The following is a 21,802-nucleotide window of genomic DNA, read 5'->3' as shown; positions in this document are numbered from 1 at the left end:
CCGAAATCGGAGAACACCGAACGGCGCGCGCCGCCGGGATAGGAGTACTTCCATGACCGCCGTAACGCCCGGACAGTGAGTACCCGGACACACCCGAGTTCCCCCGGACAGAAGGGCACCATGCGAACCCTCCCCTACGGCTCCTGGCCCTCACCGATCGACGCCGACGACGTCGCACGCCACGACGGCATGCCCAACTGGCCGTCCGCCATCGACGACGAGGTGTGGTGGACCGAACCGCGCCCCGCCGAGGGCGGGCGCGTGACCCTGTGCCGCACCCACCTGGGCGCGCCCGACCGCCGTCCCGAGACCGTGCTGCCCGCCCCGTGGAACGCCCGCAGCCGCGTGCACGAATACGGCGGCCGCCCCTTCCTGCCGGTGCACGGCGAGATGGGCGGCACCGCCGTGGTGTTCAGCGAGTACTCCGACCAGCGGCTCTACTTCTACGAGCCCGGTGTCACCCCCGCCCCGCTGCCCATCACCCCGGAACCCGCGATCGGCTCCGGCCTGCGCTACGTCGAACCCGTCCTCGGGCCCAACCGCGAGGTGTGGTGCGTGCGCGAGGAGCACCTCCCGGCCGACGAGGGAGACCCCGACGGCTCCGGTGCCGACGACGCCGAGGCCCGCCCGGTCGTGCGGCGGGCCATCGTCGCGGTACCGCTCGACGGAACGGCCGCCGCCGACCCCGGCGCCGTACGCGTGGTCGCCGGCGGCCACCACTTCCTCGCCTGCCCGCGGCTGTCCGAGGACGGCCGCCGGCTCTCCTGGATCGGCTGGGACCACCCCGCCATGCCCTGGGACTCCACGGTGCTCAACGTCGTGGACCTGTTCGAGAACGACAACGCCCGCGCCATAGCGGTGGGGGAGCCGCAGGTCGTCGCCGGCGGCCCTGGTGAAGCCGTCGTCCAGGCCGAATGGGGCACCGGCGCCACCCTGTTCTGCATCTCCGACCCCGACGGCTGGTGGAACCCCCACCAGATCACCGTCACCGGTGTCGACGCGCCCACCCAGCGCGCCGTGGCGCTGACCCGCAGGGAAGAGGAGTTCGGCGGCCCGCTGTGGCAGCTCGGCCAGCGCTGGATGGTGCCGCTGCAGGACGACCACCTCGTCCTCATCCACGGCCGGGCCACCACGTCGCTGGGCGTGCTGTCGCCCGATACCGGGGAGATCTTCGACTTCGACACGCCCCACACCGAGTGGTTCGGCAAGCTCACCCTCGCCGACCGCAGCGAACGCACCGTCGTCGGCGTCGCCGCCTCGCCCACCCTGCCGGCCGAGGTGGTCGCGGTCGACATCTACGAGGGGACGTGGCGGTCGCTGAGCCGGCCGCGGTCCGCCGATGCCTCGGCATCCTCCACCACGGCCGCCGACGGCCCGGTCTCCGGGTACCTGCCCCGGCCCGAGGCGCGCGTGTTCACCGGCGCGGGCGGCCGCGAGGTGCACGCCAACCTCTACCCGCCGCACAACCCCGACTACACGGGCGTCCCCGGCGAGCTGCCGCCCTACGTGGTGTGGGTGCACGGCGGGCCCACCAGCCGCGCGCCGATGCTGCACGACCTGGAGATCGCCTACTTCACCAGCCGCGGCATCGGCGTGGTGGACGTCAACTACGGCGGGTCCACCGGGTTCGGCCGCGCCTACCGCGAGCGGCTGCGCGAGAACTGGGGCGTGGTCGACGTCGAGGACAGCGTGGCCGCGGCCCAGGGCCTGGTCGCCGAAGGGCTGGCCGACCCGGGCCGCCTGGCCATCCGCGGCGGCAGCGCGGGCGGCTGGACCAGCGCCGCGGCGCTCGTCTTCACCGACGCCTTCCACTGCGGCACCATCCAGTACCCCATCGTGGACCTGGCCGGATGGCGCACCGGTGAGACCCACGACTTCGAATCCCGCTACCTGGAGAGCCTGGTCGGCCCCTGGCCGCAGGTCAAGGAGCGCTACGAGGAGCGCTCGCCGGTCAACCACGGCGACGCCGTGAGCGTCCCGTTCCTGCTGCTCCAGGGGCTGGAGGACGAGATCTGCCCGCCGATCCAGAGTGAGCGCTTCCTGGAGCGCATCCGCGGCAGAGGCGTGCCGCACGCCTACCTCACCTTCGAGGGCGAGCAGCACGGGTTCCGCCGCGAATCCACGATCCGCACCGCCCTCCAGGCCGAGCTGTCCCTGTACGCGCGCGTCTTCGGATTCGAGACCGACGCCCCGGCCCTGGAGCTCCGATCATGAACGACGCCCAAGGCGGCCGGGGCGGGCTGACCCGGCCGCCCCGGCTGGTGCCCGGCGACACGGTCTCGGTCGTCGCGCCGTGCAGCCCGGTCGACCCGGACCTGCTCGACGGCTCGATCGAGGTCCTGCGCGACTGGGGGCTGGAGGTCAAGGAGGGGGCCCACCTGCGCGACCGCCACCCGCTGTTCCCCTTCCTGTCCGGGATGGACACCGACCGCGCCGCCGACCTCCAGCAGGCGTGGCTCGACCCCGACACTACGGCCGTCCTGTGCGCCCGGGGCGGCAACGGGGCACACCGGACCGTCGACCTGCTCGACTTCGACGTCCTGCGCCGCCGCCCCGCCAAGGCGCTGGTGGGGTTCAGCGACGTCACGGCGCTGCACGAGGCGTTCGCCGTCGAACTGGGCGTGGCCACCCTGCACGGCCCGGTGCTGGCGTCGGGCTACTTCGTGGGTGACGACGCCGCGAACAAGGGGCTGCGCGCCACCCTGTTCGAACCGGAGTCGCAGATGGTGCTGGCGCCCGAGGGTGCGAGCACGCTCGTCGGCGGCACGGTCCGCGGCGTCACCATCGGGGGGAACCTCAGCCTGCTCAACGACGGCGTCGCCACCCCGCACAGCAGGGGATCGGCGGCGGGCGGCCTCCTGCTGCTGGAGGACGTCAACGAGGACATCTCGCGCATCGACCGCATGCTGACCCAGCTGCTGCGCAGCGGGTGGATGCACGGCGTCGCCGGGGTGCTGCTGGGGTCCTGGACCGACTGCGCGCCCGGGCCCGAGCTGATCCGCGAACTCATGCTGGAACGGCTCGCGCCCCTGGGGATCCCGGTGGTGTGGGAGTTCGGGTTCGGCCACCGCTTCGGGCAGGTCACCGTTCCGCTGGGTGCGGTGGCCACCCTCGACGCCGACGCGTGCACCCTCACCCTGGACGCCCCCGCGCTGCTGTGACGCGGACCGCGGTGTGACACGGCGGGGCCGGGCGCGCCGGGCAGGACCGGCGGCCCGGCCCCGGGCGGAGAGGGCCCCCGCCCCGGGGACGATGTCCTTTCACCTTTTCCTGCGCATACTTGAGCGACCTATGGGGAACGCCAGGTAGCAGGGAGGGTGATCAATATGGTGACGATTCCCGTAGAGCCTCGTACATTCACGAGGACGGTACCGGCCGAGCGCGGCGCCGCCGATTCCCGGCGCTCCGGATGGCGGCGCGTCCTCTACGTCGCCCGGGGCATCCTGGGCGCGATGTTCGACGCCGAATCCGTGTTGCCCGAAGCCGATCCCGACCAGGTGCGGGCCCTGCTGATCGACCTCGGCAGGCTCGACTCGACCGCCGACCCGGCCCTCAGGGGACCTGCCCTGGCGGCGTTCCAGTACGACAACGGCCTGCCCGCCACGGGTACGGCCGACGGACGCACCGTGTCCGCCCTGGCCGCAGCGGCCAGGGAAGAGAACGAACTCCGCGAGCTGGGCCTGGCGTAACCGACCGCCCCACCTCACGACTCCCGGGATACGGGCCCGGAAACCGCCCGTATCCCGGGCACGGCGGTCCCCGCCGCCGGTGCGCACGGCCGCGCCGGCGCGGCCGACCGCACCGGCTGCCGGCCATACGAGGCCGGACACGGCGTCCGGCGGTGACACCGCGTCGTGTTCCCGTTCACCGGTGTTCCGTGTCACACACCGCCCGTTCCGGCCGATCCCGGCCGGCGGCTGCGATGATCGGACGCATGTCAGATCAGCAGACTCCACACGCCACCCCCGATGTGTCCGGGCGCACGATCGCGGTCCTGGGCGGCACCGGCGACCAGGGGCGCGGCCTGGCCCGGCGGTTCGCGTTGGCCGGGATCGACGTCGTCATCGGCTCGCGCCGTGCCGAGCGCGCGCAGACCGCTGCCGACGAACTGGGCGGCTCCGACCTGCCCATCCGCGGCCTGGAGAACGCGGCCGCGGCGGCAGCGGCCGACATCGTGATCGTCGCCGTGCCGTGGGAGGGCCACCGCGACCTCCTCGCCTCCCTCGAAGAGGAGCTGGCGGACAAGATCGTCGTCGACTGCGTCAACCCGCTCGGCTTCGACAAGCAGGGCCCCTTCGCGCTGCCCGTCGAGGAGGGGAGCGCTGCGCAGCAGGCCGCGGCGGTCCTGCCGCGCAGCCGCGTGGTGGCGGCGTTCCACCACGTGTCCGCGGTGGTGCTGCTCGATCCCGAGGTCGACGACGTCGACCTCGACGTGCTGGTGCTGGGCGACGACCGCGACGCCACCGACCAGGTCCGCGCCCTCGCGGACGTGATCCCGGGCGTCCGCGGCATCTTCGGCGGCCGCCTCCGCAACGCCCACCAGATCGAGGCGCTCACGGCCAACATCATCGCCATCAACCGCCGCTACAAGGCCCACGCCGGTATCCGCATCACCGACGTGTAGCGCCGGAGCGACGAACGGGCGGCCCCGCACGAGCGGAGCCGCCCGCCGTCGGGCTGCGAGCGGTCAGCCGGCGGCCGCAGCGGCGGCACCGACCCGGTCACTCCAGGTGAGGGTGAACCCGACGCCGTGGCGGGGCCGGGGGAGCGGGCCCCAGGTGTCGGCCAGGTAGTCGATCAGCCTCATGCCGCGCCCGTGCTGCGCCATGGGTGTCAGGGGACGCATGAACGGAAGCGTCCCGCCGGTGGGACACCCTTCGTCCTCGACCTCGATGGTGATCTTCCACTGCTCGACCATGAGCGTGACGTCGAACCTCCCGCCCCGACCGCTGGCGGTGTAGCGGATGGCGTTGGTGGCCGCCTCACTCAGGAGGAGGACGGCCGAGGCGACGGTATCGCCGGGGATTCGGCGCCCGGAGTGGAGGGTCAGCAGATCCTCACACCAGTCCCGGGCCCGCTTGACCTGATCGGCCCACCCCGGAAACCGGGCGTAGTAGACGACCATCGTCACCGCCCTCCGATCCGGAACAGATAGGGGCGAATTCGCCCCCGCCGGTGTCGCTGGAAAATTCCGTTCCGGGATTGCGCGACGCTAGGCTTCGTCATTGGTCCTCCCTGGATATTCAGGCCGAGGGCTGAGCCTGCTCAGTGCTGTCACCACTGGGCAGGGTCGCTTTCGTGCAGGGAATCGGTCCGAGATGTCATTTCGCCGCGGCCGGACTTCGGTTCCCGGATGCGACTATGCCACCACAGCCTTCGACCTGCCATAAGGGATACATGTTTGTTGATCTATTGTCAGATGTGTTCTCGTTGGTATCCGCGCAATGAGATGCTGTCGCCATGCAGAAGATAGATAGGAACAAATGGCGTCCATTCGGACATGAACTTCGGCAGCAACGTCAGCTGGCCGGGATGACGCAGCGTCAGCTCGCGGGGAAGGTGGGACTTTCCCACGGTATGGTCGGGGCGATCGAAAGGTGTACACGAAAACCACAGGCGGAACAATCGGACGCCTTCGATGTGGTCCTGGATACGGGTGGCATCCTCCGGCGCCTCTGGCAGCAGCTGGCGGAGCAGCGCCACGTCCCCGACTGGTTCAAGGACGTGCTCATCATGGAGCGGCGCGCTACGGAGATCCGGGAGTATGAGCCGACGACGATCCCCGGACTGCTTCAAACCCCTGGCTATGCGCGCACGTTGGTCAACGCCCGACGCACCACGGCGACGGTGGAGGAGGCCGAGGAGATGGTCACGACGAGGACCGGCCGTCTCTCGGTGATCCTGGAAAACGGGCGCCCGCTCCTGTGGTTCATCCTCAAGGAGGCGATGTTCTCGCGCACCGTCGGGGATGAGAACATCATGCGAGAACAGCTCGCGCACATCATCAAGCTGGCGGAGGACGGCGTTGTCCGCGTCCAGTTGCTTCCGGACACGCCTACGAGTGCCGCACCCGGTACCCCGTTCCGGGTGATGGCGCTCGGCGGTACTCAATCCGTCGTCTACGCCGAGCACGCGTTGGGTGGCGAGACTTTCGACAAGCCTGAGCAGGTCAACGCCATGACGACCCTTTTCGGCATGTTGCAGGCCGAGGCTCTGCCGGTGCCTGCCTCCATCAACCTGATACGCAAGATCAATGGAGAACGCTATGGAGATGTGGACTAAGAGCAGTTACAGCGAAGGCAACGGCGGAAACTGCGTGGAGGTCTGCGAAACTCCGGAGAACGTCAAGGTGAGAGACACCCAACACCGCCACCTCGGCCACCTGACGGTTCCCTCGCCGGAGTGGATCGCGTTCCTCGCCGGGATCGACTCCCTGTAGCCCCTGCACGACCACGGCCTCCGCCCCGGTTCCCCGGAACGGAGGCCGCCTCGCCTCAGCTCCGCCTCACAGCCACCCGCGCAGCTTCTCGATGAGCTTCACCGGGTCGGCTCCGACCGGGGTGACGTTGAGGTGGGTGACTCCCGCCGCGCGGAACGCCTCCACCCGTTCGCGGACGTGGGACTCCGGGCCGACGAGGTTGGTCAGCTCCACGACCTCGGCGGGTACCGCGGCGGCGGCCTCGTCCTTGCGGCCGGCCAGGTAGAGGTCCTGGATCGTGTCCGCCGCCTCCTCATAGCCGTAGCGGCGCATGAGGGTGTTGTAGAAGTTCCTGCCCTTCGCGCCCATGCCGCCGACGTACAGGGCGATCATCGGGCGGGAGAAATCGGCCAGCTTGCGGGTGTCCTCGTCCTCGCCGATGGCGAGCATCCCGCCCGCCGAGATCTCCAGCGGGCCCAGCTCCGGGGCGCGCTTGGCGGCCCCCCTTTCGAGGGCGCCGCCCCAGACCTGCCGGGCCTTCTCCGGGATGAACAGGTGCGGCAGCCAGCCATCGGCGATCTCCGCCGTCATCTCCACGTTCTTCTCGCCCAGGGAGGCCACGTAGATCGGCACCGCGCCGCGCACCGGGTGGTTGATGATCTTGAGCGGCTTGCCGAGCCCGGTGCCCTGGTCCGCGGGCAGGGGGAGGGTGAAGACGGCGCCGTCATGGGTCAGCGGCTCCCGGCGCGCCCACACCTTGCGGCAGATCTCCACGACCTCGCGGGTGCGGGCCAGCGGCTTGGTATAGGGGACCCCGTGCCACCCCTCGATGACCTGCGGGCCGCTCGCGCCCAGACCCAGGACCGCGCGGCCGTCGGAGAGGTAGTCGAGCCCGGCGGCGGTCTGCGCGATCAGCGAGGGGGTGCGGCTGTACAGGGGGAGGATGGCCGAGCCGATGCGCACCCGCTCCGTGCGCGCCGCGATGTAGCCCATAAGAGTGGGGCTGTCGTAGCCGTAGACCTCGGCCACCCACACGGTGTCCAGGCCGGCCTTCTCCAGGTCGGCGACCTGGCCGAGGGCCTGCTTGGGGTCGCCGGCGTATTGCAGCGGCATGGAGATGCGCATCGTGCCTCCGTTGGTCCTCGCACCGGGGTTCGCGAAACTCTACCGCCGAGTAGCGTTCGGTTTCGAGTCCCCGGAGGGAACACGCCGCAGGCCCTCGCCACCGACCCCCGGGACCGACCCGTGCGGGTGTTCCGAGGCGGTCGGCACCGCGGACGCGGTACCGCGGAGAGCTCCGGCCCGAACCGGCCGGGCCGGAGCCCGGAGGCTCAGGAGTAGGAGTGCTCCTTGTCGGGGAACCGGCCCCCGATCACGTCCTCGGCGTAGCTCTTGGCCGCCTCCGACAGCGACTCCGTGAGGTTGGTGTAGGTCTTGACGAACTTCGCGACGCGCGGGCTCAGCCCCGCCATGTCCTGCCAGACCAGCACCTGGGCGTCGGTGCCCGCCCCTGCGCCGATCCCGATGGTGGGGATGGTCAGCTGCGCGGTGATGTCGGCCGCCAGCTCGGCCGGCACGCACTCCAGGACCACGGAGAAGGCCCCGGCGCGTTCCAGCTCCTTGGCGTCGGCCAGCAGTGCGGCGCCGGCCTCCCCCCGCCCCTGGACCCGGTAGCCGCCCAGGGTGTTGACCGACTGCGGGGTCAGCCCGAGGTGGCCCATGACCGGGACGCCGGCCGCCACGAGCGCTTCGACCTGGTGGGCGACCCGGTGGCCGCCCTCCAGCTTCACCGCCTGGGCGTTGCCCTCCTTCATGAACCGCGCCGCGGCGGCCAGCGCCTGTTCAGGGGAGCCCTGGTAGGAGCCGAAGGGCAGGTCGGCGACCACCATCGCGCGGCGAGTTGCGCGCGCGACGGCGGCGGTCAGGGGCAGCAGGTCGTCGATGGTGACGGGGAGGGTGGAGTCGTAGCCGTAGACGACCATCGCCGCGGAGTCGCCGACGAGCAGGACGGGGATGCCCGCCTCGTCGAAGACCCGCGCCGTGAGGGCGTCGTAGGCGGTGAGCATGGGCCAGCGCTCACCGCGCTCCTTGGCCGAGGCGATGTCGCGGACGCTGACCCGCCGGTTCGCGGTCCCCCCGTAGAGGGCGGGGGGCTGGGTGGTGGAGCTCATGTGCGTTCCTCCGATGTCTCGAAGCACCTTCGTGGCGTCCCCGGACGGTGTAGGTAACGGTTGTGGCGACGGTGGGGCCGTCACCGGTCACGTCATCATCGCATGACCCGGAATCGCTGATCCCTCTGAGGTTTCAACTCCCTGGAGGCGCCGGATCATCCCTGGTCGGGGGTCGATCGCGCCCGTGAAGTTCCGCTGTTCAGGGGGTAGTGGGTCCGGTCGGCGGGCAGGAACCCCACGTCGCGACACAAGGAGCAGGAGTGGACCCGACTTCGACCTACCGGCGCAGGTGGGCCATCCTCAGCGTGCTGGTCATCAGCCTGCTCGTGGTGGTCCTCGACAACACGATCCTCAACGTCGCCCTGCGCGTCATCTCCGACCCCGATCGCGGTATCGGCGCCAGCCAGGCGGAACTGGCCTGGGCGATCAACTCCTACACGCTGGTGTTCGCGGGGCTGCTGTTCACCTGGGGTGTGATCGGCGACCGGGTGGGCCGCAAGCGGATCCTGCTCATCGGCCTGGCCCTGTTCGGCTTCGGCTCGCTGCTGTCGGCCTACTCCCAGGCCCCCGAGCAGCTCATCGCGGCCCGGGCGGTCATGGGCGTCGGCGGCGCCGCCGTCATGCCCCAGACCCTCTCGATCATCAGCAACGTGTTCCCCTCCGAGGAGCGCAGCCGGGCCATCGGGATCTGGGCCGGAGCGGTCGGCCTGGCCATGGGCATCGGCCCGCCGCTGGGCGGCCTGCTGCTGGAGCACTTCTGGTGGGGGTCGGTGTTCCTGGTCAACGTGCCGGTGGTGATCATCGGCATCGCGCTGATGCTGTTCCTGGTCCCCGAATCGCGCAACGAGCGTCCCGGGAAGATCGACCCGATGGGGGTCGGGCTCTCCATCGTCGGGCTGGTCCTGATCGTCTACGGCATCATCAGCGCGGGCGAGCGCAGCTCGCTGGCCGACCCCGACGTCTTCATCGCCCTCATCGCCGGGCTCGTGGTCATCGCGCTCTTCGTCCGCCACGAGGCGCGGTCCGACCACCCGGCCCTCGACGTACGGCTGTTCCGCGACCCCCGCATGTCCGTCGCCGTCGTGGCGATCGTGCTGATGTTCTTCGCCATGGCGGGCGTGCTCTTCTTCATCACCTTCTACTGGCAGAGCGTGCGCGGCTTCTCGCCGCTGCACGCGGGCCTCCTCGTGCTGCCGATCGCCGCGGCCCAGATCATGGTCTCCCCCCTCAGCCCCCTGCTGGTGGAGCGCTTCGGCCGCAAGCTCGTCTGCGCCTCCGGCGTTCTGCTGACCTCCCTCGCCCTGGGCTTCTACTCGACGCTGAGCGAGCACACGCCCGTGTGGCTCATCGCGGTGGCGTTCTTCGTCCAGGGGGCCGGCATGGCCATGGTGATGACCCCCTCGACGGGGGCGATCATGGCGTCCGTGTCGCCCGCCAAGGCCGGTTCGGCGTCGGCGGTGCAGAACACCGCGCGCCAGTTCGGCGTCGCGATGGGCGTCGCGGTGCTCGGCGCCGTCGTGTCGACCGTCTACCGCGGCGACATGGCCCCCCACCTGGCCCGGCTGCCGGAGAAGGCGCCCGGCAGCGCCACGGCCTCCATCGAGGCGACGCTCGTCTTCGCCCGGAGCCTGGGCCCTGAGGGTGCCGGGCTCATCGCCCCGGCCAAGGAGGCGTTCCTGCACGGGATGCACCTGGCGTCGCTGTGCTCCACGGGGATCGGCCTGCTGAGCCTCGTCATCGTGCTCGTGTGGATGCCCAGTTCCGGACGCGTCGAACGCCAAGACCGCCGGCGGCGCAGGAAGCGCGAGGGCCACTCGGAGGGCTGAGGGTTCCAGGCCGTTCGGGTCGCTCACCCGGCGCGAGCGCGAGGTGCTGGAGCCGGTCACGCGCGGGTGCGGCGATCGGGAGATCGCCGCTGAGCTGGTGATCTCGGTGAAGACGGTCAGCGTGCACGTCTCGAACGTGCCGGCCGAGCAGCCGAGCAGCCAAGCACAGTGTGGCGAATCGCAATGCCGCCGCTGCCAAGGCACGGGACGAAGGTCTCGAATGAATTTGCGGGAAGGCGCCGAAAACATGGTGAATTGGGGGTAATGTTCGGATCGGCCGTTTGAAACCGTATGTTTTTGTCCGTGCGGATGGCCCCGATAGGGGGCGCGCGGCCCGGGAATCTCGTGCACAGGCGGGCGATCCGCGGCTGTCCATGGCCGGATCAATGGCATAAACTGTGCCGAACAACGGCCTCCCGATGCGCATCGCAGCAGGTCATTCCGTATCCGACGGTCCACCCCCGGGGATTCGCCGGACCCGCACCCGAATAACTCGATATCCGGCCGCCTCGCGCCAGGAAGGAATTCCGTTGTGAGTGGGCATGCCCCCGCCCCCGTCACCACCCCGACCGCCCCCGCCCCCACCGCGGTCTCCGCCCGCCCCATCACGGTCCTCGCGGTCGACGACCACGCGTTCTTCCGCCGCGGGCTGGTCTCCTTCCTCGCCGAGGAGGCCGATATCGACGTCGTCGGCGAATGCGGCGACGGCGAGGACGCCCTGAACCAAGCCACCCGCCTGCGCCCCGATGTCGTCCTGATGGACGTGTGGATGCCCCGCATCACCGGCATCGACGCCTGCGCGGGGATCAAGAACACCGTCCCCGAGACCAAGATCGTCATGCTCACCATGAGCGACGAAGAGGACGACCTCTTCGAGGCGCTGAAAGCCGGGGCGACCGGCTACCTGCTGAAAGAGATCGCCGTCGACGAGCTCCCCGACGCCGTCCGCGCGATCGCCGAGGGCCAGTCCTTCATCAACCCGTCCATGGCCAACAAGCTCATCGGCGAGTTCACCGGGCTGGCCCGGCGCGGCGGCGGGACCTCCGCCCGCAAGGCCCCCGTGCCCAGCCTCACCGAGCGCGAGACCGAGGTGCTGCGGCTGGTCGCCCGCTGCCTGAACAACAAGGAGATCGCCGACGAGCTGTTCATCTCCGAGCACACCGTGAAGAACCACGTGCGCAACATCCTGGAGAAGCTCCAGCTGCACTCCCGGACCGAGGCGGCGGTGTTCGCGGTCCGGGAGAAACTGGTCGACGGCTGAACGGCGGTCAGAGGGTCGGCAGGTACCGCTGGAGCTCGTAGGGCGTCACCTGGCGGCGGTAGGACTCCCACTCCGCCTTCTTGTTGCGCAGGAAGTAGTCGAACACGTGCTCACCCAGGGTCTCGGCCACCAGCTCGCTGGCCTCCATCACCCGGATCGCCTCGTCGAGGCTCTGCGGCAGCGGCGAGATCCCCAGCGCGCGGCGCTCGGCGTCGGTCAGCTGCCACACGTCGTCATCGGCGCCCGGCGGGAGGTCGTAGCCCTCCTCGATCCCCTTGAGGCCCGCCGCCAGGATCACGGCGTAGGCCAGGTACGGGTTGCAGGCGGCGTCCAGCGAGCGGAACTCGATCCGGCTGGAGTTGCTCTTGGTGGGCTTGTACATGGGCACCCGCACCAGCGCCGAGCGGTTGTTGTGGCCCCAGCACACATACGCCGGCGCCTCGCCGCCCATGCCCGCCGCCGCCGACGCGTTGTCCCACAGCCGCTTGTAGGAGTTCACGTACTGGTTGCAGACCGCCGTGATCTCGCCGGCGTGGCGCAGCAGGCCGGCGATGAAGCCGCGGCCCACCTTCGACAGCTGGAAGTCCGCGCCCGGCTCGTGGAACGCGTTGCGGTCGCCCTCGAACAGCGACATGTGCGTGTGCATGCCCGAACCCGGGTACTCCGTGAACGGCTTGGGCATGAAGGTGGCGTAGACGTCCTGCTCCATCGCCACCTCCTTCATCACCAGGCGGAACGTCATGATGTTGTCGGCCGTGGTGAGCGCGTCGGCGTAGCGGAGGTCGATCTCCTGCTGGCCCGGGCCGCCCTCGTGGTGGCTGAACTCCACCGAGATGCCCATGGCCTCCAGCATGTTGATCGCGTTGCGCCGGAAGTCGTGGGCGCTGTTGTGCGGGGTGTGGTCGAAGTAGCCGCCGGAGTCGTTGGGCTCGGGGAACTCGCCGTAGCCCGGCATCTTCTTCAGCAGGTAGAACTCGATCTCGGGGTGGGTGTAGAACGTGAACCCCAGGTCCGATGCCTTGCTGAGCTGGCGCTTGAGCACGTGGCGGGGGTCCGCGTAGCTCGGTGAGCCGTCGGGCAGCAGGATGTCGCAGTACATGCGCGCGGTGCCGTGCGGCTCGTTGCGCCACGGCAGCACCTGGAAGGTCGACGGATCGGGCTGGGCCAGCATGTCGGCCTCGTGCACCCGGGCGAACCCCTCGATCGCCGAGCCGTCGAACCCGATGCCCTCGGAGAACGCGGCCTCCAGCTCGGCGGGCGCCACCGCCACCGACTTGAGGTAACCGAGCACGTCGGTGAACCACAGCCGGACGAACCGGATATCGCGCTCCTCCAGCGTGCGGAGCACGAATTCCTGCTGTCGATTCAACGGGTTCACCTTCCTCGTCATGGTCACGCGCGGCGCTTCCATCGTGTCGTACGGAGCCCTACCCCACAGTGTGCCCTGTTGAGGTTTCCGATGCATTAACGCAGCTTGAGGCCACAATGGTGAATCGGGTGTACGCATTATCACAACACAACACCGGGACCCGGACGGCCGCCCCCGCCCGCCGAGGCCCTAATCTCGGGGGCGTGGTGCAGATCAGAATCGCGATGGCACAGGTGAACCCGACCGTCGGCGACCTCGAGGGCAACTCGCGGATCGTCGTCGACTACGCCCGCCGCGCCGCCGGCCAGGGCGCTCATCTCGTGGTATTCCCCGAAATGGTGGTCACCGGCTATCCCGTCGAAGACCTCGCCATGCGCAACTCCTTCGTCTCCGCGTCGGTCAAGGCCACTCACGCCCTCGCCGAAAGCCTCGACGCCGCGGGGCTGGGCGGGCTGCCCGTCGTCGTGGGCTTCCTCGACCGCCGCGACGGCGTCGGCCCCCGGTTCGGCCAGCCCGCGGGGGCGCCGCAGAACTCCACCGCGCTCCTGCACCGCGGCCGCATCCGGCTGACCTCCGCGAAGCACCACCTGCCCAACTACGGCGTGTTCGACGAGTTCCGCAACTTCGTGCCCGGCGACTCCCTCGCCGTGGTCCGGCTGCACGGAGCCGACATCGCCTTCGCCGTCTGCGAGGACCTGTGGCAGGAGGGCGGCCCCGTCACCGCCGTGCGCGCGGCCCGCGCCGGCCTGCTCATCACCCTCAACGGCTCGCCCTACGAGCGCGACAAGGACAACGTCCGCCTGGAGCTCTGCCAGCGCCGCGCCCGCGAGATCAACGCCGCGGTGGGCTACGTCAACATGAGCGGGGCCCAGGACGAACTGATCTTCGAGGGCGACTCGCTGATCGTCGACGCCGACGGCGAGCTGGTCTCCCGCGCCCCGCAGTTCGAGGACCACCTGCTGATCACCGACCTCGACCTGCCCCGCGCCGACCCCGGCGACCCGCCCGACGGCCCCGTCGACGGCATCCGCGTCGTCCGCTACACGGTCTCCACCGAGCCGGTCGACCGCTACGAGCCCCGCGCGCACGAGGTCACCCCGCGCCCCGACCCCGTCTCCGACATCGGCGAGGTGTACCGCGCGCTCGTCGTCGGGCTGCGCGACTACGTCCTCAAGAACAGGTTCGGGTCGGTGCTGGTGGCGCTGTCCGGCGGCATCGACTCCGCGCTCACCGCCGCCATCGCGGTCGACGCCATCGGCGCCGACAACGTGTACGGCGTCCTGATGCCCAGCGCCTACTCCAGCGAGCACTCCATCGCCGACGCCGAGGAGCTGGTCAAGCGCCAGGGGATCTCCGGGCGCACCATCCCCATCGGCTCGGTCGTCGACGCGTTCCAGGCCGCCAACCCCGTCGAGGGGGTCGCCGCCGAGAACCTCCAGGCCCGCGTGCGGGGGACGACGGTCATGGCGCTGTCCAACCAGGAGGGCCACCTCGTTCTGGCCACCGGCAACAAGAGCGAGCTGGCCACGGGCTACTCCACCCTCTACGGCGACGCCGTGGGCGCCTACGCGCCCATCAAGGACTGCTGGAAGACGGTGGTGTGGGAGCTCGCGCGGTGGCGCAACGCCCAGGCCGAGCGCGCGGGCGAGACCCCGCCGATCCCGGAGAACTCCATCAGCAAGCCGCCCAGCGCCGAGCTGCGCCCCGGGCAGCTCGACACCGACTCCCTGCCCGACTACGCCGTGCTCGACTCGCTGCTGAGCGCCTACATCGGCACCGACAAGGGCCTGGCGGAGCTGACCAGCGCCGGCTACGACCCCGAGCTGGTGGTGCGGGTGATCGGGCTGGTCGACCGCGCCGAGTACAAGCGCCGGCAGTACCCGCCGGGGCCCAAGATCTCCTCGCGCAACCTCAGCCGCGACCGCCGGCTGCCGATCACCAACCGCTGGACCCCCTGAGCCCGAGCCTGGCCAGGGCGCCGCGCCGGGCGGGCGTACCGCCGGCGGCCGGCGGTTCCGGCGCCGGTTCCGACCGCCGCTGGGCCGGTGCCGCCCGGCCGAGCGCCCGCCGCTCGCGCTCGGCGATCCGGTCGCGCGCCACCGCGCTCAGAATGTCGGGGTGCATCACGTCGTCCTCCCGTGTATCCGCCGCCGGGCGTCCCGGCCGATGGTCCGAGATTCCGCCTAAGACCCCCTCCCGCACATCGGGCGAATTCCTTAGCCCCGCCCGGGGCCGGCGGGGCGGGCGGGAACAGGGCTAAGGCGGCCGGGGCCCGGTGCCGCGCGGCGCGGACGCCGCTGCCGCGGCGCCCTGGCGCGGCCGGCACCGGGCCGGCCCGCCCCGCAGCCCTTGGCGGAGATTTGAGGCGCACGTGGGCGGCCATCTGTCGCGCGCTCCGGGCGTCTATCGGATGCTGGTCAGAGGGTGTGTGGGACGGCCAAGGGAGGAATCCGTATGCTCACGACCGACTTCGTCTTCGGCTCCCCCTGCTGGCTCGACCTCGGCGCGCCCGATATCGACGCCGCCGTGGCCTTCTACGGGGCGGTCTTCGACTGGGAGCACAGATCCGCCGGGCCCGACATGGGCGGGTACGGCTTCTTCCAAGTGGGCGGGCGGACCGTGGCGGCGGTCGGACCTCTCACCGAGGAGGGGGCCCGGTCGGCGTGGACGCTCTACTTCAGCACGTCCGACGCCGACTCCACGGTCCGGTCCGCGGAGCGGTCGGGCGGGACGGTGCGCGTCGGGCCGATGGAGGTCGGTGAGGAGGGGCGGCTCGCCCAGCTCAGCGACCCCCAGGGGGCCGACTTCGCCATCTGGCAGCCGGGCCGGATCCGCGGGCTGGACGAGGTGTCGCGGCCGGGGGCCCTGAGCTGGACCGAGCTGTGCACCAGCGACGTCGCCGGGGCCAAGGCCTTCTACGGGGCGCTCTTCGGCTGGCAGACCAGCGACGTCCCCATGCCCGGCGGCAACGAGGGGACCTACACGCTCATCACGCCCTCCGGCCAGGGAGAGGACCTCATGCAGGGCGGGTTCGTCCAGCTGCCAGTGGAGTACCTGCCCGAGGGGCCCTACTGGCACCCGGTGTTCGAGGTCGCCGACTGCGACGCGGCGGTCGCCCGGCTGACATCGGCGGGCGGCAACGTGCAGATGGGCCCGGACGACGTCGAGGGCGTGGGCCGGCTGGCGGTCGGCACCGACCCCGCCGGCGCCGAGTTCGTGGTGCTCACGCCCAGCGCCGGCTGACGCGGGCCCGGGGCCCGCGTCAGCCGGGCCCCGGGGCACCGGCGGCCGAATCGTTACAGCTCCGGTCGTGCGGGGGCGGCGCGCACAAACTACACGGCGTAGTAGATTTGGGCCATGGAGATCCTCAACTCGGCCCTCGTCTTCCTGCACCTCCTGGGGATGGCCGGAATCCTGAGCGGGTTCCTGATCCAGGTCATGACCGGCAACGCCAAGGCGCCCAAGGTGCTGCTGCACAGCTCGCTGCTGCAGCTGGTCACCGGCCTCCTGCTGGTCGGTGTGGCCGAGATGGGGGACGGCGCCGTCGACCACATCAAGGTCGGCGTCAAGCTCGTCATCGCCCTGGCCGTCAGCGTGCTCGCCTTCCTGAACCTGCGCCGTCCCGCGACCCGCCTCGCGGTCGCCGCCGGTGTGCTCACCATCCTCAACGTCGCCGTCGCCGTCTTCTGGTAGCCGCAACCCACCATCCGTGCCGCCGAGTGCCGGTCCACCCGTCAGGTGGACCGGCACTCGGCGTTCGCGGGGGCGGACACCCTCTGGTCGCTTCAGCCGGCGCACGCGGTGGGCAGGGCGCCGCGGTCACCCGTGGGGCTGCGGGCGCCGGCGGGGCGGGAACGCCGCGATGGCCAGGGCGAGGGGGCGGCGGCGCCGATGGCCGTCACGACCCGGAAGCCCGCCTGCGACGGGACGTCCGTGTCGGCGAAGGGGGTGGTCATCTGTGCCACGAGGACGCCCGCGACGGCTCCGGCGATGGAGATGCCGATGGCGCGCCACCTGATCACGCAGATGTCCGTAGAGAGGGAGCGCGCCCTGGCCGAGGGCGGCACCACCCTCCGATCGAGCTGGGAAGACCTTGCCACCAGCATCATCGACGCGATCACCGGACTCTGGACGGCCCCGGAGACGCACCGGCCGCGACCTGAGCGTGCCCCCCGGACGATGGTCGCGTCGCGTCACCTACCGGGGATCACACCTGTCGGATCAGCCGTGTTCACGGTGGGCGCGGATCGCGTGGAACCGCTCCAGGACGGCGTCCGTGGGCACCAGGTGGTCGTCGGGACCGGGGACGCCGATGCCCCCGGCGTGGACGCGCTGGTGCAGGTCCTCCATGAGGGAATCCAGCCGGTTGGCGGTCTCGGCGGCCTCCGTGAGGTGGTCGACCACCTCACGCGGCACCTCGCGCCGGTACTTATAGAAGATCTTGTGCTCGAGGCTGGCCCAGAAGTCCATGGCGATGGTGCGGAACTGCAGCTCGACGGTGACCTGTACCGCCCCGTCGGAGAGGAAGACCGGGACTTTCACCAAGGCGTGCAGGCTGCGGTAGCCGTTCGGCTTCGGATGCGCGATGTAGTCCTTGACCTCGATGACCGTCAGGTCGGACTGGCTGGTGAGCATGTCGAACAGCCGATACACGTCCGAAGTGAAGCTGCACGTCAAGCGGACACCGGCGATGTCCGTGATGGACTCCCGGATCGCCTCGAAGGACGGATCGGAGCCTTTGCGGGCGACCTTCGCGATGATCGACTCGGGGGACTTCAGCCGGGAGCCGACGTGCTCGATCGGGTTGTAGTCGTGCAGCAGCCGGAACTCCTCACGCAGGATCCCGATCTTGGTGATCACCTCGTCGACACCGAACCGGTACTGCAGCATGAAGCGCGTGAATTCCGTGCGAAGCTGCGTCAGGTCGCCCAGGAGAGCGGGGTCGAGGTCGGCCAACGGGCCGCCGGCGCGGTGCGGATCGGCCGAGGCGGCGTCATTGGTCACGTTGTCTCCCGGTGGGTCGTCCCGAAGGTGGTCGGGCTCATTGTCGATGCCCCTCGGCGCAGGGGGCCGGTGACGCGCGTCGCCGCGCGGGCGGTCATGAGGTGCGGGCGGTGCCACAACGGAAGGGCCGCCCGGGGAGCCCGCTCCCCTCGCCGGGACGCGCCCCGGCGACGATCATCCGGCCGCCCGGTCCACGGTCGCGCGCTACGGACGGCTGCGGAAGAGGACGGACGGCACCGACGCACAACGCGATGATCTCACCGGCACCGACCCACCACTGCATGGGCCCGCGGTCCCGGGCTGCCTGGTGCGGCGTCTGAATACGCGTCGATGCTCCGGACGCCGAAAAGGCCGGCGCCGACGAGCACGGTGCCGCTCGTCATGCCGACCGGCACCGGGGAAGGCCGAGGTCCGGGGCCGATGCCAAGTGCTCGTGCATGGCGGCGGCTCTATCGGCGGTGGCGGCAGAAGAGCGGCAAGACGATGACAGTGGCTCGGTATCTCTCACTGGTCGCTCTGCGCGATCCGGCGCAGGGTCGGGATAGACCGTACTCCCGGCCCGATGGAGGAGCCGATGCGTTCTGGACCCCTTCCGCCTTCCCGACCGTTGTCGGTCGCACTTGAAGGGTCGAGTGGTTCGGGCACGACCACGACGGCCCGGCTCCTGACCTCCCTGTGCACCGAAGAGGTGGCATCGTGAAGGTCGCCCTGATCTATCCCGAGGTCTACGACATGGCGCGCTACAAGGAACACCGCAAGGAGTTCCCGCCCTTCGGCGTTCTCTACCTGGCCGCTGTGCTCGAAGAGGCCGGCCACGAGGTGGCCATCGAACGTGCCTGGCCCGGTCACGTGGCCACACCAGAACCACTCTCGCCCCGACCGCTCGCGCGCTGCGGGAACTGCTCGGTGAACACGGCCCCCTGCACCACCGCGCCATCGAAGCCCGCCTGGTCACCTTTACCGCGGCCGACGTCCGCTTGGCGCTCAAACTCGCCTGGGAACAAGGACACCTCGCCTACGTCAACACCAGCCCCCGCTGGGACCGCGAACACCGCACATTCGCCCTCACCGACCGCGCCTACCCCCGCCTGGACACCGGCCTTGACCGTGGCGCGGCCACGCGCAGGCTGGTCAACGCCTACTTCGACCGCTACGGTCCGGCCACCGTCAAGGATGCCGTCTGGTGGTCGGGCCTGTCGGCCGCCGCCATTGTCCAGGCATTGGACGAAGAAGGCACCGAACTCGCCGAACTGGACACCCCCTGGTCCGGCGACCCCCTCTACATGAGTACCGACCGCTTCCACCACGCCATCACCTCTCCGGACGAACCGACCGGCATCACCCTGCTGGCCCACGAAGACGTCGCCCTCAATGCCTACTTCCAGACCCGGCAGCGATACCTGGCCGGCCTGCCGCAAGCCAAGGCCTTCAACCGGATCGGCGAGGCGCTGCCCACCGTCTGCGCCGACGGTCGGGTCGTGGGCACCTGGGCCTGGGACCCCGCCGACCGGCGCGTGCGCCACCGCCTTCTGCCCGGCCTGCTCCCTCGCGGCCGCCACGCCGAGGTGCGCCGGGAAGCCGCCCGCCTGACGAGCCTGCTCAACGCCGCCCTCCGCGGCTGAAGGTGCCTCTTCGTCCCACGTGCCACAGCCGTCCCTGCTAGCGTGTCGCGCATCCCGTGCACCAGATGACCCGCGGAGATGCGATGCAGCCGCTTCCCGAGCACCCGCTCACCCTTGCCGAGATCCAGGACTACGTGCAGAAGATGGAGGCCGAGCGGGGCTTCTCCGGTAGCAGCATCGTCGAGCAGACCCTCAAACTCGCAGAGGAGACCGGCGAGGTCGCCAAGGCCGTGCGCAAGCGCCAAGCGCTGGGCATCGACCCGGCCAGCACGACCGGCGATCTCGGGGCCGAACTCGCCGATGTCCTCATCTACCTCGCCGCGATCGCCAACCGGACGGGCATCGAACTGTCCCAGGCCTTGCGGGACAAGGAACGCATCAACGAGACCCGCACCTGGTCGTAGCCGCCACCGGGCCGTAGGCGTTCATCCGGTGAGCAGGTCCAGCACCGCCGCATGGTAGGCGGCTTGCACCGGTACCAGCGACTCCACGCGCACCCTTTCGTCCACCCCGTGCAGCCCCACGTAGTCGGCCCCGAACCCGGCGGTCGCCGCTATGCCGAGCCCGGCGAGGTAGTTGCCGATGTTGGAGGGGCCGGCGACCTTCGGCTCGACCCGCAGGCCCGCGCCCGCCGCCCCACCCAATAGCGCACCGGCCAGCGGGTGCGTGGGTTCCAGCGCGAAGGCCGGCCAGGACAGCACCGGCTCCATCGACGAAGGCGGTGTCGTCGGCCAGGCCCGGTCCACATCGGCCACAGCGGCGGCCACCGTCTTCTCCGCCCACGCCGCGTCCGCCGACGGAGTGGTGCGTACGTCCACGTTCACCGTGCACACATCGGGCACGACGGACCAACTGTCCCCGCCCTCGATACCGGTCACCGTGATCCGGGGCGGCTTGGGGAAGCCGTCAGCAGGGGGCGCGTCGATATCGATGGCGTGCAGCCCTTCCACCAGTTGCGCGGCTTTGACGATCGCGCTCGGCGCCACCGCCGACCCACCCGAATGGGCCGCCATCGCGCGCACCCGCACCCGAGCCCGCCACACCCCGCGCCCACCCACCACGAGATGATCAATGCCCGGGTAACCGATCATCACCCCGGCCACATCGGCGTTGTCGGTGCGCCCGAAGTAGGCCCGCGCCCCGCCGAAGCCCCCCGTGTGCTCGTCCACGTCGAACAGCAGGACCAGGCGGCCCGCGAAGTCCCGGGTGCGGTTCAGTGTGGCGGCGATGTGCGCGAACACCGCCGCCCCGGACTTGGAGTCCGCCGCACCGCGCCCGTGCAGCCACCCGCCGCCGATCTCGCCGGACAAGGGAGGTCGGATCCACGCCTCCACGTCGCCGAAGCCGGCGGTGTCCAGACAGGCATCCAGCACGACGCGCTTTCCGGGGCGGTGGCCGTGGATTTCGCACACCAGCGCGACGGGCGCACCGGCGCCATCGTCGAGAACTCCAGGCTCCAACCCGGTCTCTTTCAGCCAGGTGGCCATCGCCTCCAGCACCGGACCGTAGTCGTCGATACCGCCGCGCGAAGGAATCCGCACCAGCTCCCGGGTCAGTGCGACCACGGAAGCGTGATCGGTGCGTGCCTGCGCCATGGCCTCCTCGATCACCGATACCCCCCACTTTCCCGGAGCACGCCCAGTTCCTCCACCGCCGCCCGGGTCTCTACCGGCCGCGACGCCGCGTAGAGCTGTACGGCGTGTTCGACCAACCGTGGAGCCTCATCCTGCCCGACCACGACACCGGAGTCGAAGGCGCGCGCATTGCTCAGCGAAGGAACGCTGACGACCGCCTGCTGCTCGCTGGCCACGAAATGCCGCTCCGGGTACAGCAGGGAATCCTCTACCACGCCGATATGGAGCGTCTGCACCCCGGCCGAGCGGTCGGCCGGGTCCCGCACCTCGAGCAGGGCGAGCAGGTGCCGGTGGAGCACATCCCGGTGCGGCGGCCCGAAGAGCACCCGGTAGTGCACCAGCCGCGGGTCGGCCTCTACGGCCTTCTCGATAGCCGCGAGGTAGGCGCCGTCCCGCGAGCGTGATCCGGTCACCACCAGCAGGCGGCGGGCGTCCCGCACGACCCGGAGCATCGCTTCCGAGAGCTCGTCGTGAGTCTTCAGCAGGCGCGGGTGTGC

The 21,802-nt window shown here is 70.5% G+C and carries 22 protein-coding genes and 1 pseudogene; 14 read left to right on the top strand and 9 right to left on the bottom strand.

Features of this window, described 5'->3' with window-relative positions:
• Nucleotides 1-120 precede the first annotated feature (120 nt).
• The 4 genes from ACFO4E_RS07030 to npdG all read left to right on the top strand — a co-directional run bounded on the left by ACFO4E_RS07030 (nt 121) and on the right by npdG (nt 4,624).
• On the top strand, nt 121-2,214 hold the full coding sequence (locus tag ACFO4E_RS07030) for a S9 family peptidase (RefSeq protein ID WP_378572211.1): 2,094 nt from the start codon (nt 121-123) through the stop codon (nt 2,212-2,214).
• Nucleotides 2,211-3,161 (top strand): S66 peptidase family protein, encoded by a 951-nt coding sequence (locus ACFO4E_RS07025; RefSeq protein ID WP_378572210.1) that lies wholly within the window; start codon nt 2,211-2,213, stop codon nt 3,159-3,161. The genes ACFO4E_RS07030 and ACFO4E_RS07025 overlap by 4 nt, the downstream gene beginning before the upstream one ends.
• Before the next feature lie 165 nt (nt 3,162-3,326).
• On the top strand, nt 3,327-3,689 hold the full coding sequence (locus ACFO4E_RS07020; RefSeq protein ID WP_378572209.1) for a peptidoglycan-binding domain-containing protein: 363 nt from the start codon (nt 3,327-3,329) through the stop codon (nt 3,687-3,689).
• 245 nt (nt 3,690-3,934) lie between these two features.
• Nucleotides 3,935-4,624 (top strand): NADPH-dependent F420 reductase, encoded by a 690-nt coding sequence (gene npdG / locus ACFO4E_RS07015; RefSeq protein WP_378572208.1) that lies wholly within the window; start codon nt 3,935-3,937, stop codon nt 4,622-4,624.
• 63 nt (nt 4,625-4,687) lie between these two features.
• Here the strand turns inward: npdG and ACFO4E_RS07010 are convergent, their stop codons facing one another.
• Nucleotides 4,688-5,125, bottom strand: a complete 438-nt coding sequence (locus ACFO4E_RS07010) for an ATP-binding protein (protein WP_378572274.1) — start codon at nt 5,123-5,125, stop codon at nt 4,688-4,690.
• Nucleotides 5,126-5,460: 335 nt separating this feature from the next.
• Here ACFO4E_RS07010 and ACFO4E_RS07005 point away from each other — a divergent pair, with 335 nt between their 5' ends.
• Entirely contained in the window at nt 5,461-6,282 is an 822-nt protein-coding gene (locus tag ACFO4E_RS07005) for a helix-turn-helix domain-containing protein (protein WP_378572207.1), read from the top strand.
• A complete protein-coding gene (locus tag ACFO4E_RS07000) occupies nt 6,266-6,439 on the top strand; it encodes a DUF397 domain-containing protein (RefSeq protein ID WP_378572206.1) in 174 nt (57 codons plus the stop codon). Before ACFO4E_RS07005 ends, ACFO4E_RS07000 begins: the two co-directional genes overlap by 17 nt.
• Before the next feature lie 66 nt (nt 6,440-6,505).
• Here the strand turns inward: ACFO4E_RS07000 and ACFO4E_RS06995 are convergent, their stop codons facing one another.
• Together ACFO4E_RS06995 and panB are read right to left on the bottom strand one after the other, a co-directional pair.
• Nucleotides 6,506-7,543 carry an LLM class F420-dependent oxidoreductase gene (locus ACFO4E_RS06995; RefSeq protein WP_378572205.1) on the bottom strand — a complete coding sequence of 346 codons (1,038 nt, stop codon included), beginning with the start codon at nt 7,541-7,543 and terminating at the stop codon, nt 6,506-6,508.
• A 206-nt stretch (nt 7,544-7,749) separates the two neighbouring features.
• Nucleotides 7,750-8,589 carry a 3-methyl-2-oxobutanoate hydroxymethyltransferase gene (gene panB, locus ACFO4E_RS06990; RefSeq protein WP_378572204.1) on the bottom strand — a complete coding sequence of 280 codons (840 nt, stop codon included), beginning with the start codon at nt 8,587-8,589 and terminating at the stop codon, nt 7,750-7,752.
• Between the two features lie 260 nt (nt 8,590-8,849).
• On the opposite strand from panB, the gene ACFO4E_RS06985 reads away from it, so the two are divergent.
• The 3 genes from ACFO4E_RS06985 to ACFO4E_RS06975 all read left to right on the top strand — a co-directional run bounded on the left by ACFO4E_RS06985 (nt 8,850) and on the right by ACFO4E_RS06975 (nt 11,676).
• Nucleotides 8,850-10,415, top strand: coding sequence for an MFS transporter (locus ACFO4E_RS06985; RefSeq protein WP_378572203.1), 1,566 nt, complete (start codon nt 8,850-8,852; stop codon nt 10,413-10,415).
• Between the two features lie 43 nt (nt 10,416-10,458).
• A complete protein-coding gene (locus tag ACFO4E_RS06980) occupies nt 10,459-10,680 on the top strand; it encodes a LuxR C-terminal-related transcriptional regulator (protein ID WP_378572202.1) in 222 nt (73 codons plus the stop codon).
• 267 nt (nt 10,681-10,947) lie between these two features.
• On the top strand, nt 10,948-11,676 hold the full coding sequence (locus tag ACFO4E_RS06975) for a response regulator (protein WP_378572201.1): 729 nt from the start codon (nt 10,948-10,950) through the stop codon (nt 11,674-11,676).
• Between the two features lie 7 nt (nt 11,677-11,683).
• Here ACFO4E_RS06975 and ACFO4E_RS06970 read toward each other — a convergent pair whose 3' ends face one another.
• Nucleotides 11,684-13,045 carry a glutamine synthetase family protein gene (locus ACFO4E_RS06970; RefSeq protein ID WP_378572200.1) on the bottom strand — a complete coding sequence of 454 codons (1,362 nt, stop codon included), beginning with the start codon at nt 13,043-13,045 and terminating at the stop codon, nt 11,684-11,686.
• Nucleotides 13,046-13,269: 224 nt separating this feature from the next.
• Between ACFO4E_RS06970 and ACFO4E_RS06965 the strand changes: the two genes are divergently transcribed.
• On the top strand, nt 13,270-15,003 hold the full coding sequence (locus ACFO4E_RS06965; protein WP_378572273.1) for an NAD+ synthase: 1,734 nt from the start codon (nt 13,270-13,272) through the stop codon (nt 15,001-15,003).
• Here ACFO4E_RS06965 and ACFO4E_RS06960 read toward each other — a convergent pair.
• Complete coding sequence (locus tag ACFO4E_RS06960; RefSeq protein WP_378572199.1) at nt 14,981-15,169, bottom strand: hypothetical protein; 189 nt, start codon at nt 15,167-15,169, stop codon at nt 14,981-14,983. The two genes, ACFO4E_RS06965 and ACFO4E_RS06960, sit on opposite strands and share 23 nt — an antisense overlap.
• Before the next feature lie 330 nt (nt 15,170-15,499).
• Between ACFO4E_RS06960 and ACFO4E_RS06955 the strand changes: the two genes are divergently transcribed.
• Entirely contained in the window at nt 15,500-16,288 is a 789-nt protein-coding gene (locus ACFO4E_RS06955) for a VOC family protein (RefSeq protein ID WP_378572198.1), read from the top strand.
• Nucleotides 16,289-16,402: 114 nt separating this feature from the next.
• Complete coding sequence (locus ACFO4E_RS06950) at nt 16,403-16,738, top strand: hypothetical protein (protein WP_378572197.1); 336 nt, start codon at nt 16,403-16,405, stop codon at nt 16,736-16,738.
• A 92-nt stretch (nt 16,739-16,830) separates the two neighbouring features.
• Here ACFO4E_RS06950 and ACFO4E_RS06945 read toward each other — a convergent pair whose 3' ends face one another.
• Together ACFO4E_RS06945 and ACFO4E_RS06940 are read right to left on the bottom strand one after the other, a co-directional pair.
• Nucleotides 16,831-17,067 carry a hypothetical protein gene (locus ACFO4E_RS06945; RefSeq protein ID WP_378572196.1) on the bottom strand — a complete coding sequence of 79 codons (237 nt, stop codon included), beginning with the start codon at nt 17,065-17,067 and terminating at the stop codon, nt 16,831-16,833.
• A gap of 199 nt (nt 17,068-17,266) precedes the next feature.
• A complete protein-coding gene (locus tag ACFO4E_RS06940) occupies nt 17,267-18,049 on the bottom strand; it encodes a GTP pyrophosphokinase (RefSeq protein ID WP_378572195.1) in 783 nt (260 codons plus the stop codon).
• 827 nt (nt 18,050-18,876) lie between these two features.
• Between ACFO4E_RS06940 and ACFO4E_RS06935 the strand changes: the two are divergent.
• Together ACFO4E_RS06935 and ACFO4E_RS06930 are read left to right on the top strand one after the other, a co-directional pair.
• Nucleotides 18,877-19,671 (top strand): annotated as a pseudogene (locus ACFO4E_RS06935) (DNA glycosylase AlkZ-like family protein); the annotation flags it as partial.
• Nucleotides 19,672-19,736: 65 nt separating this feature from the next.
• Complete coding sequence (locus ACFO4E_RS06930; protein ID WP_378572194.1) at nt 19,737-20,075, top strand: MazG nucleotide pyrophosphohydrolase domain-containing protein; 339 nt, start codon at nt 19,737-19,739, stop codon at nt 20,073-20,075.
• Between the two features lie 21 nt (nt 20,076-20,096).
• Here ACFO4E_RS06930 and ACFO4E_RS06925 read toward each other — a convergent pair whose 3' ends face one another.
• The gene (locus ACFO4E_RS06925) at nt 20,097-21,281 is read right to left on the bottom strand and encodes a M20 family metallopeptidase (RefSeq protein WP_378572193.1); all 1,185 of its coding nucleotides are present in this window, start codon (nt 21,279-21,281) and stop codon (nt 20,097-20,099) included.
• Nucleotides 21,278-21,745: a hypothetical protein gene (locus ACFO4E_RS06920; protein ID WP_378572192.1), complete on the bottom strand. Its 468-nt coding sequence runs from the start codon at nt 21,743-21,745 to the stop codon at nt 21,278-21,280. The genes ACFO4E_RS06925 and ACFO4E_RS06920 overlap by 4 nt, the downstream gene beginning before the upstream one ends.
• Nucleotides 21,746-21,802 lie beyond the last annotated feature (57 nt).

This window comes from Nocardiopsis mangrovi (assembly GCF_042653925.1).
In the GTDB taxonomy this organism is placed as follows: Bacteria; Actinomycetota; Actinomycetes; order Streptosporangiales; family Streptosporangiaceae; genus Nocardiopsis_B; species Nocardiopsis_B mangrovi.
The sequence above is the reverse complement of the archived record's forward strand: the minus strand, read 5'-3'. Positions and strand labels throughout refer to the sequence as shown.

Bases quoted from the DNA above. Each gene is read 5' to 3' on its own strand.
- ACFO4E_RS07030 (WP_378572211.1), top strand. From the start codon at position 121: ATGCGAACCCTCCCCTACGGCTCCTGGCCCTCACCGATCGACGCCGAC.
- panB (WP_378572204.1), bottom strand. From the start codon at position 8,589: ATGAGCTCCACCACCCAGCCCCCCGCCCTCTACGGGGGGACCGCGAAC.
- ACFO4E_RS07000 (WP_378572206.1), top strand. From the start codon at position 6,266: ATGGAGATGTGGACTAAGAGCAGTTACAGCGAAGGCAACGGCGGAAAC.
- ACFO4E_RS07010 (WP_378572274.1), bottom strand. From the start codon at position 5,125: ATGGTCGTCTACTACGCCCGGTTTCCGGGGTGGGCCGATCAGGTCAAG.
- ACFO4E_RS07025 (WP_378572210.1), top strand. From the start codon at position 2,211: ATGAACGACGCCCAAGGCGGCCGGGGCGGGCTGACCCGGCCGCCCCGG.
- ACFO4E_RS07005 (WP_378572207.1), top strand. From the start codon at position 5,461: ATGCAGAAGATAGATAGGAACAAATGGCGTCCATTCGGACATGAACTT.
- ACFO4E_RS06965 (WP_378572273.1), top strand. From the start codon at position 13,270: ATGGCACAGGTGAACCCGACCGTCGGCGACCTCGAGGGCAACTCGCGG.
- ACFO4E_RS06950 (WP_378572197.1), top strand. From the start codon at position 16,403: ATGGAGATCCTCAACTCGGCCCTCGTCTTCCTGCACCTCCTGGGGATG.
- ACFO4E_RS06955 (WP_378572198.1), top strand. From the start codon at position 15,500: ATGCTCACGACCGACTTCGTCTTCGGCTCCCCCTGCTGGCTCGACCTC.
- npdG (WP_378572208.1), top strand. From the start codon at position 3,935: ATGTCAGATCAGCAGACTCCACACGCCACCCCCGATGTGTCCGGGCGC.
- ACFO4E_RS06930 (WP_378572194.1), top strand. From the start codon at position 19,737: ATGACCCGCGGAGATGCGATGCAGCCGCTTCCCGAGCACCCGCTCACC.
- ACFO4E_RS06960 (WP_378572199.1), bottom strand. From the start codon at position 15,169: ATGCACCCCGACATTCTGAGCGCGGTGGCGCGCGACCGGATCGCCGAG.
- ACFO4E_RS07020 (WP_378572209.1), top strand. From the start codon at position 3,327: ATGGTGACGATTCCCGTAGAGCCTCGTACATTCACGAGGACGGTACCG.
- ACFO4E_RS06995 (WP_378572205.1), bottom strand. From the start codon at position 7,543: ATGCGCATCTCCATGCCGCTGCAATACGCCGGCGACCCCAAGCAGGCC.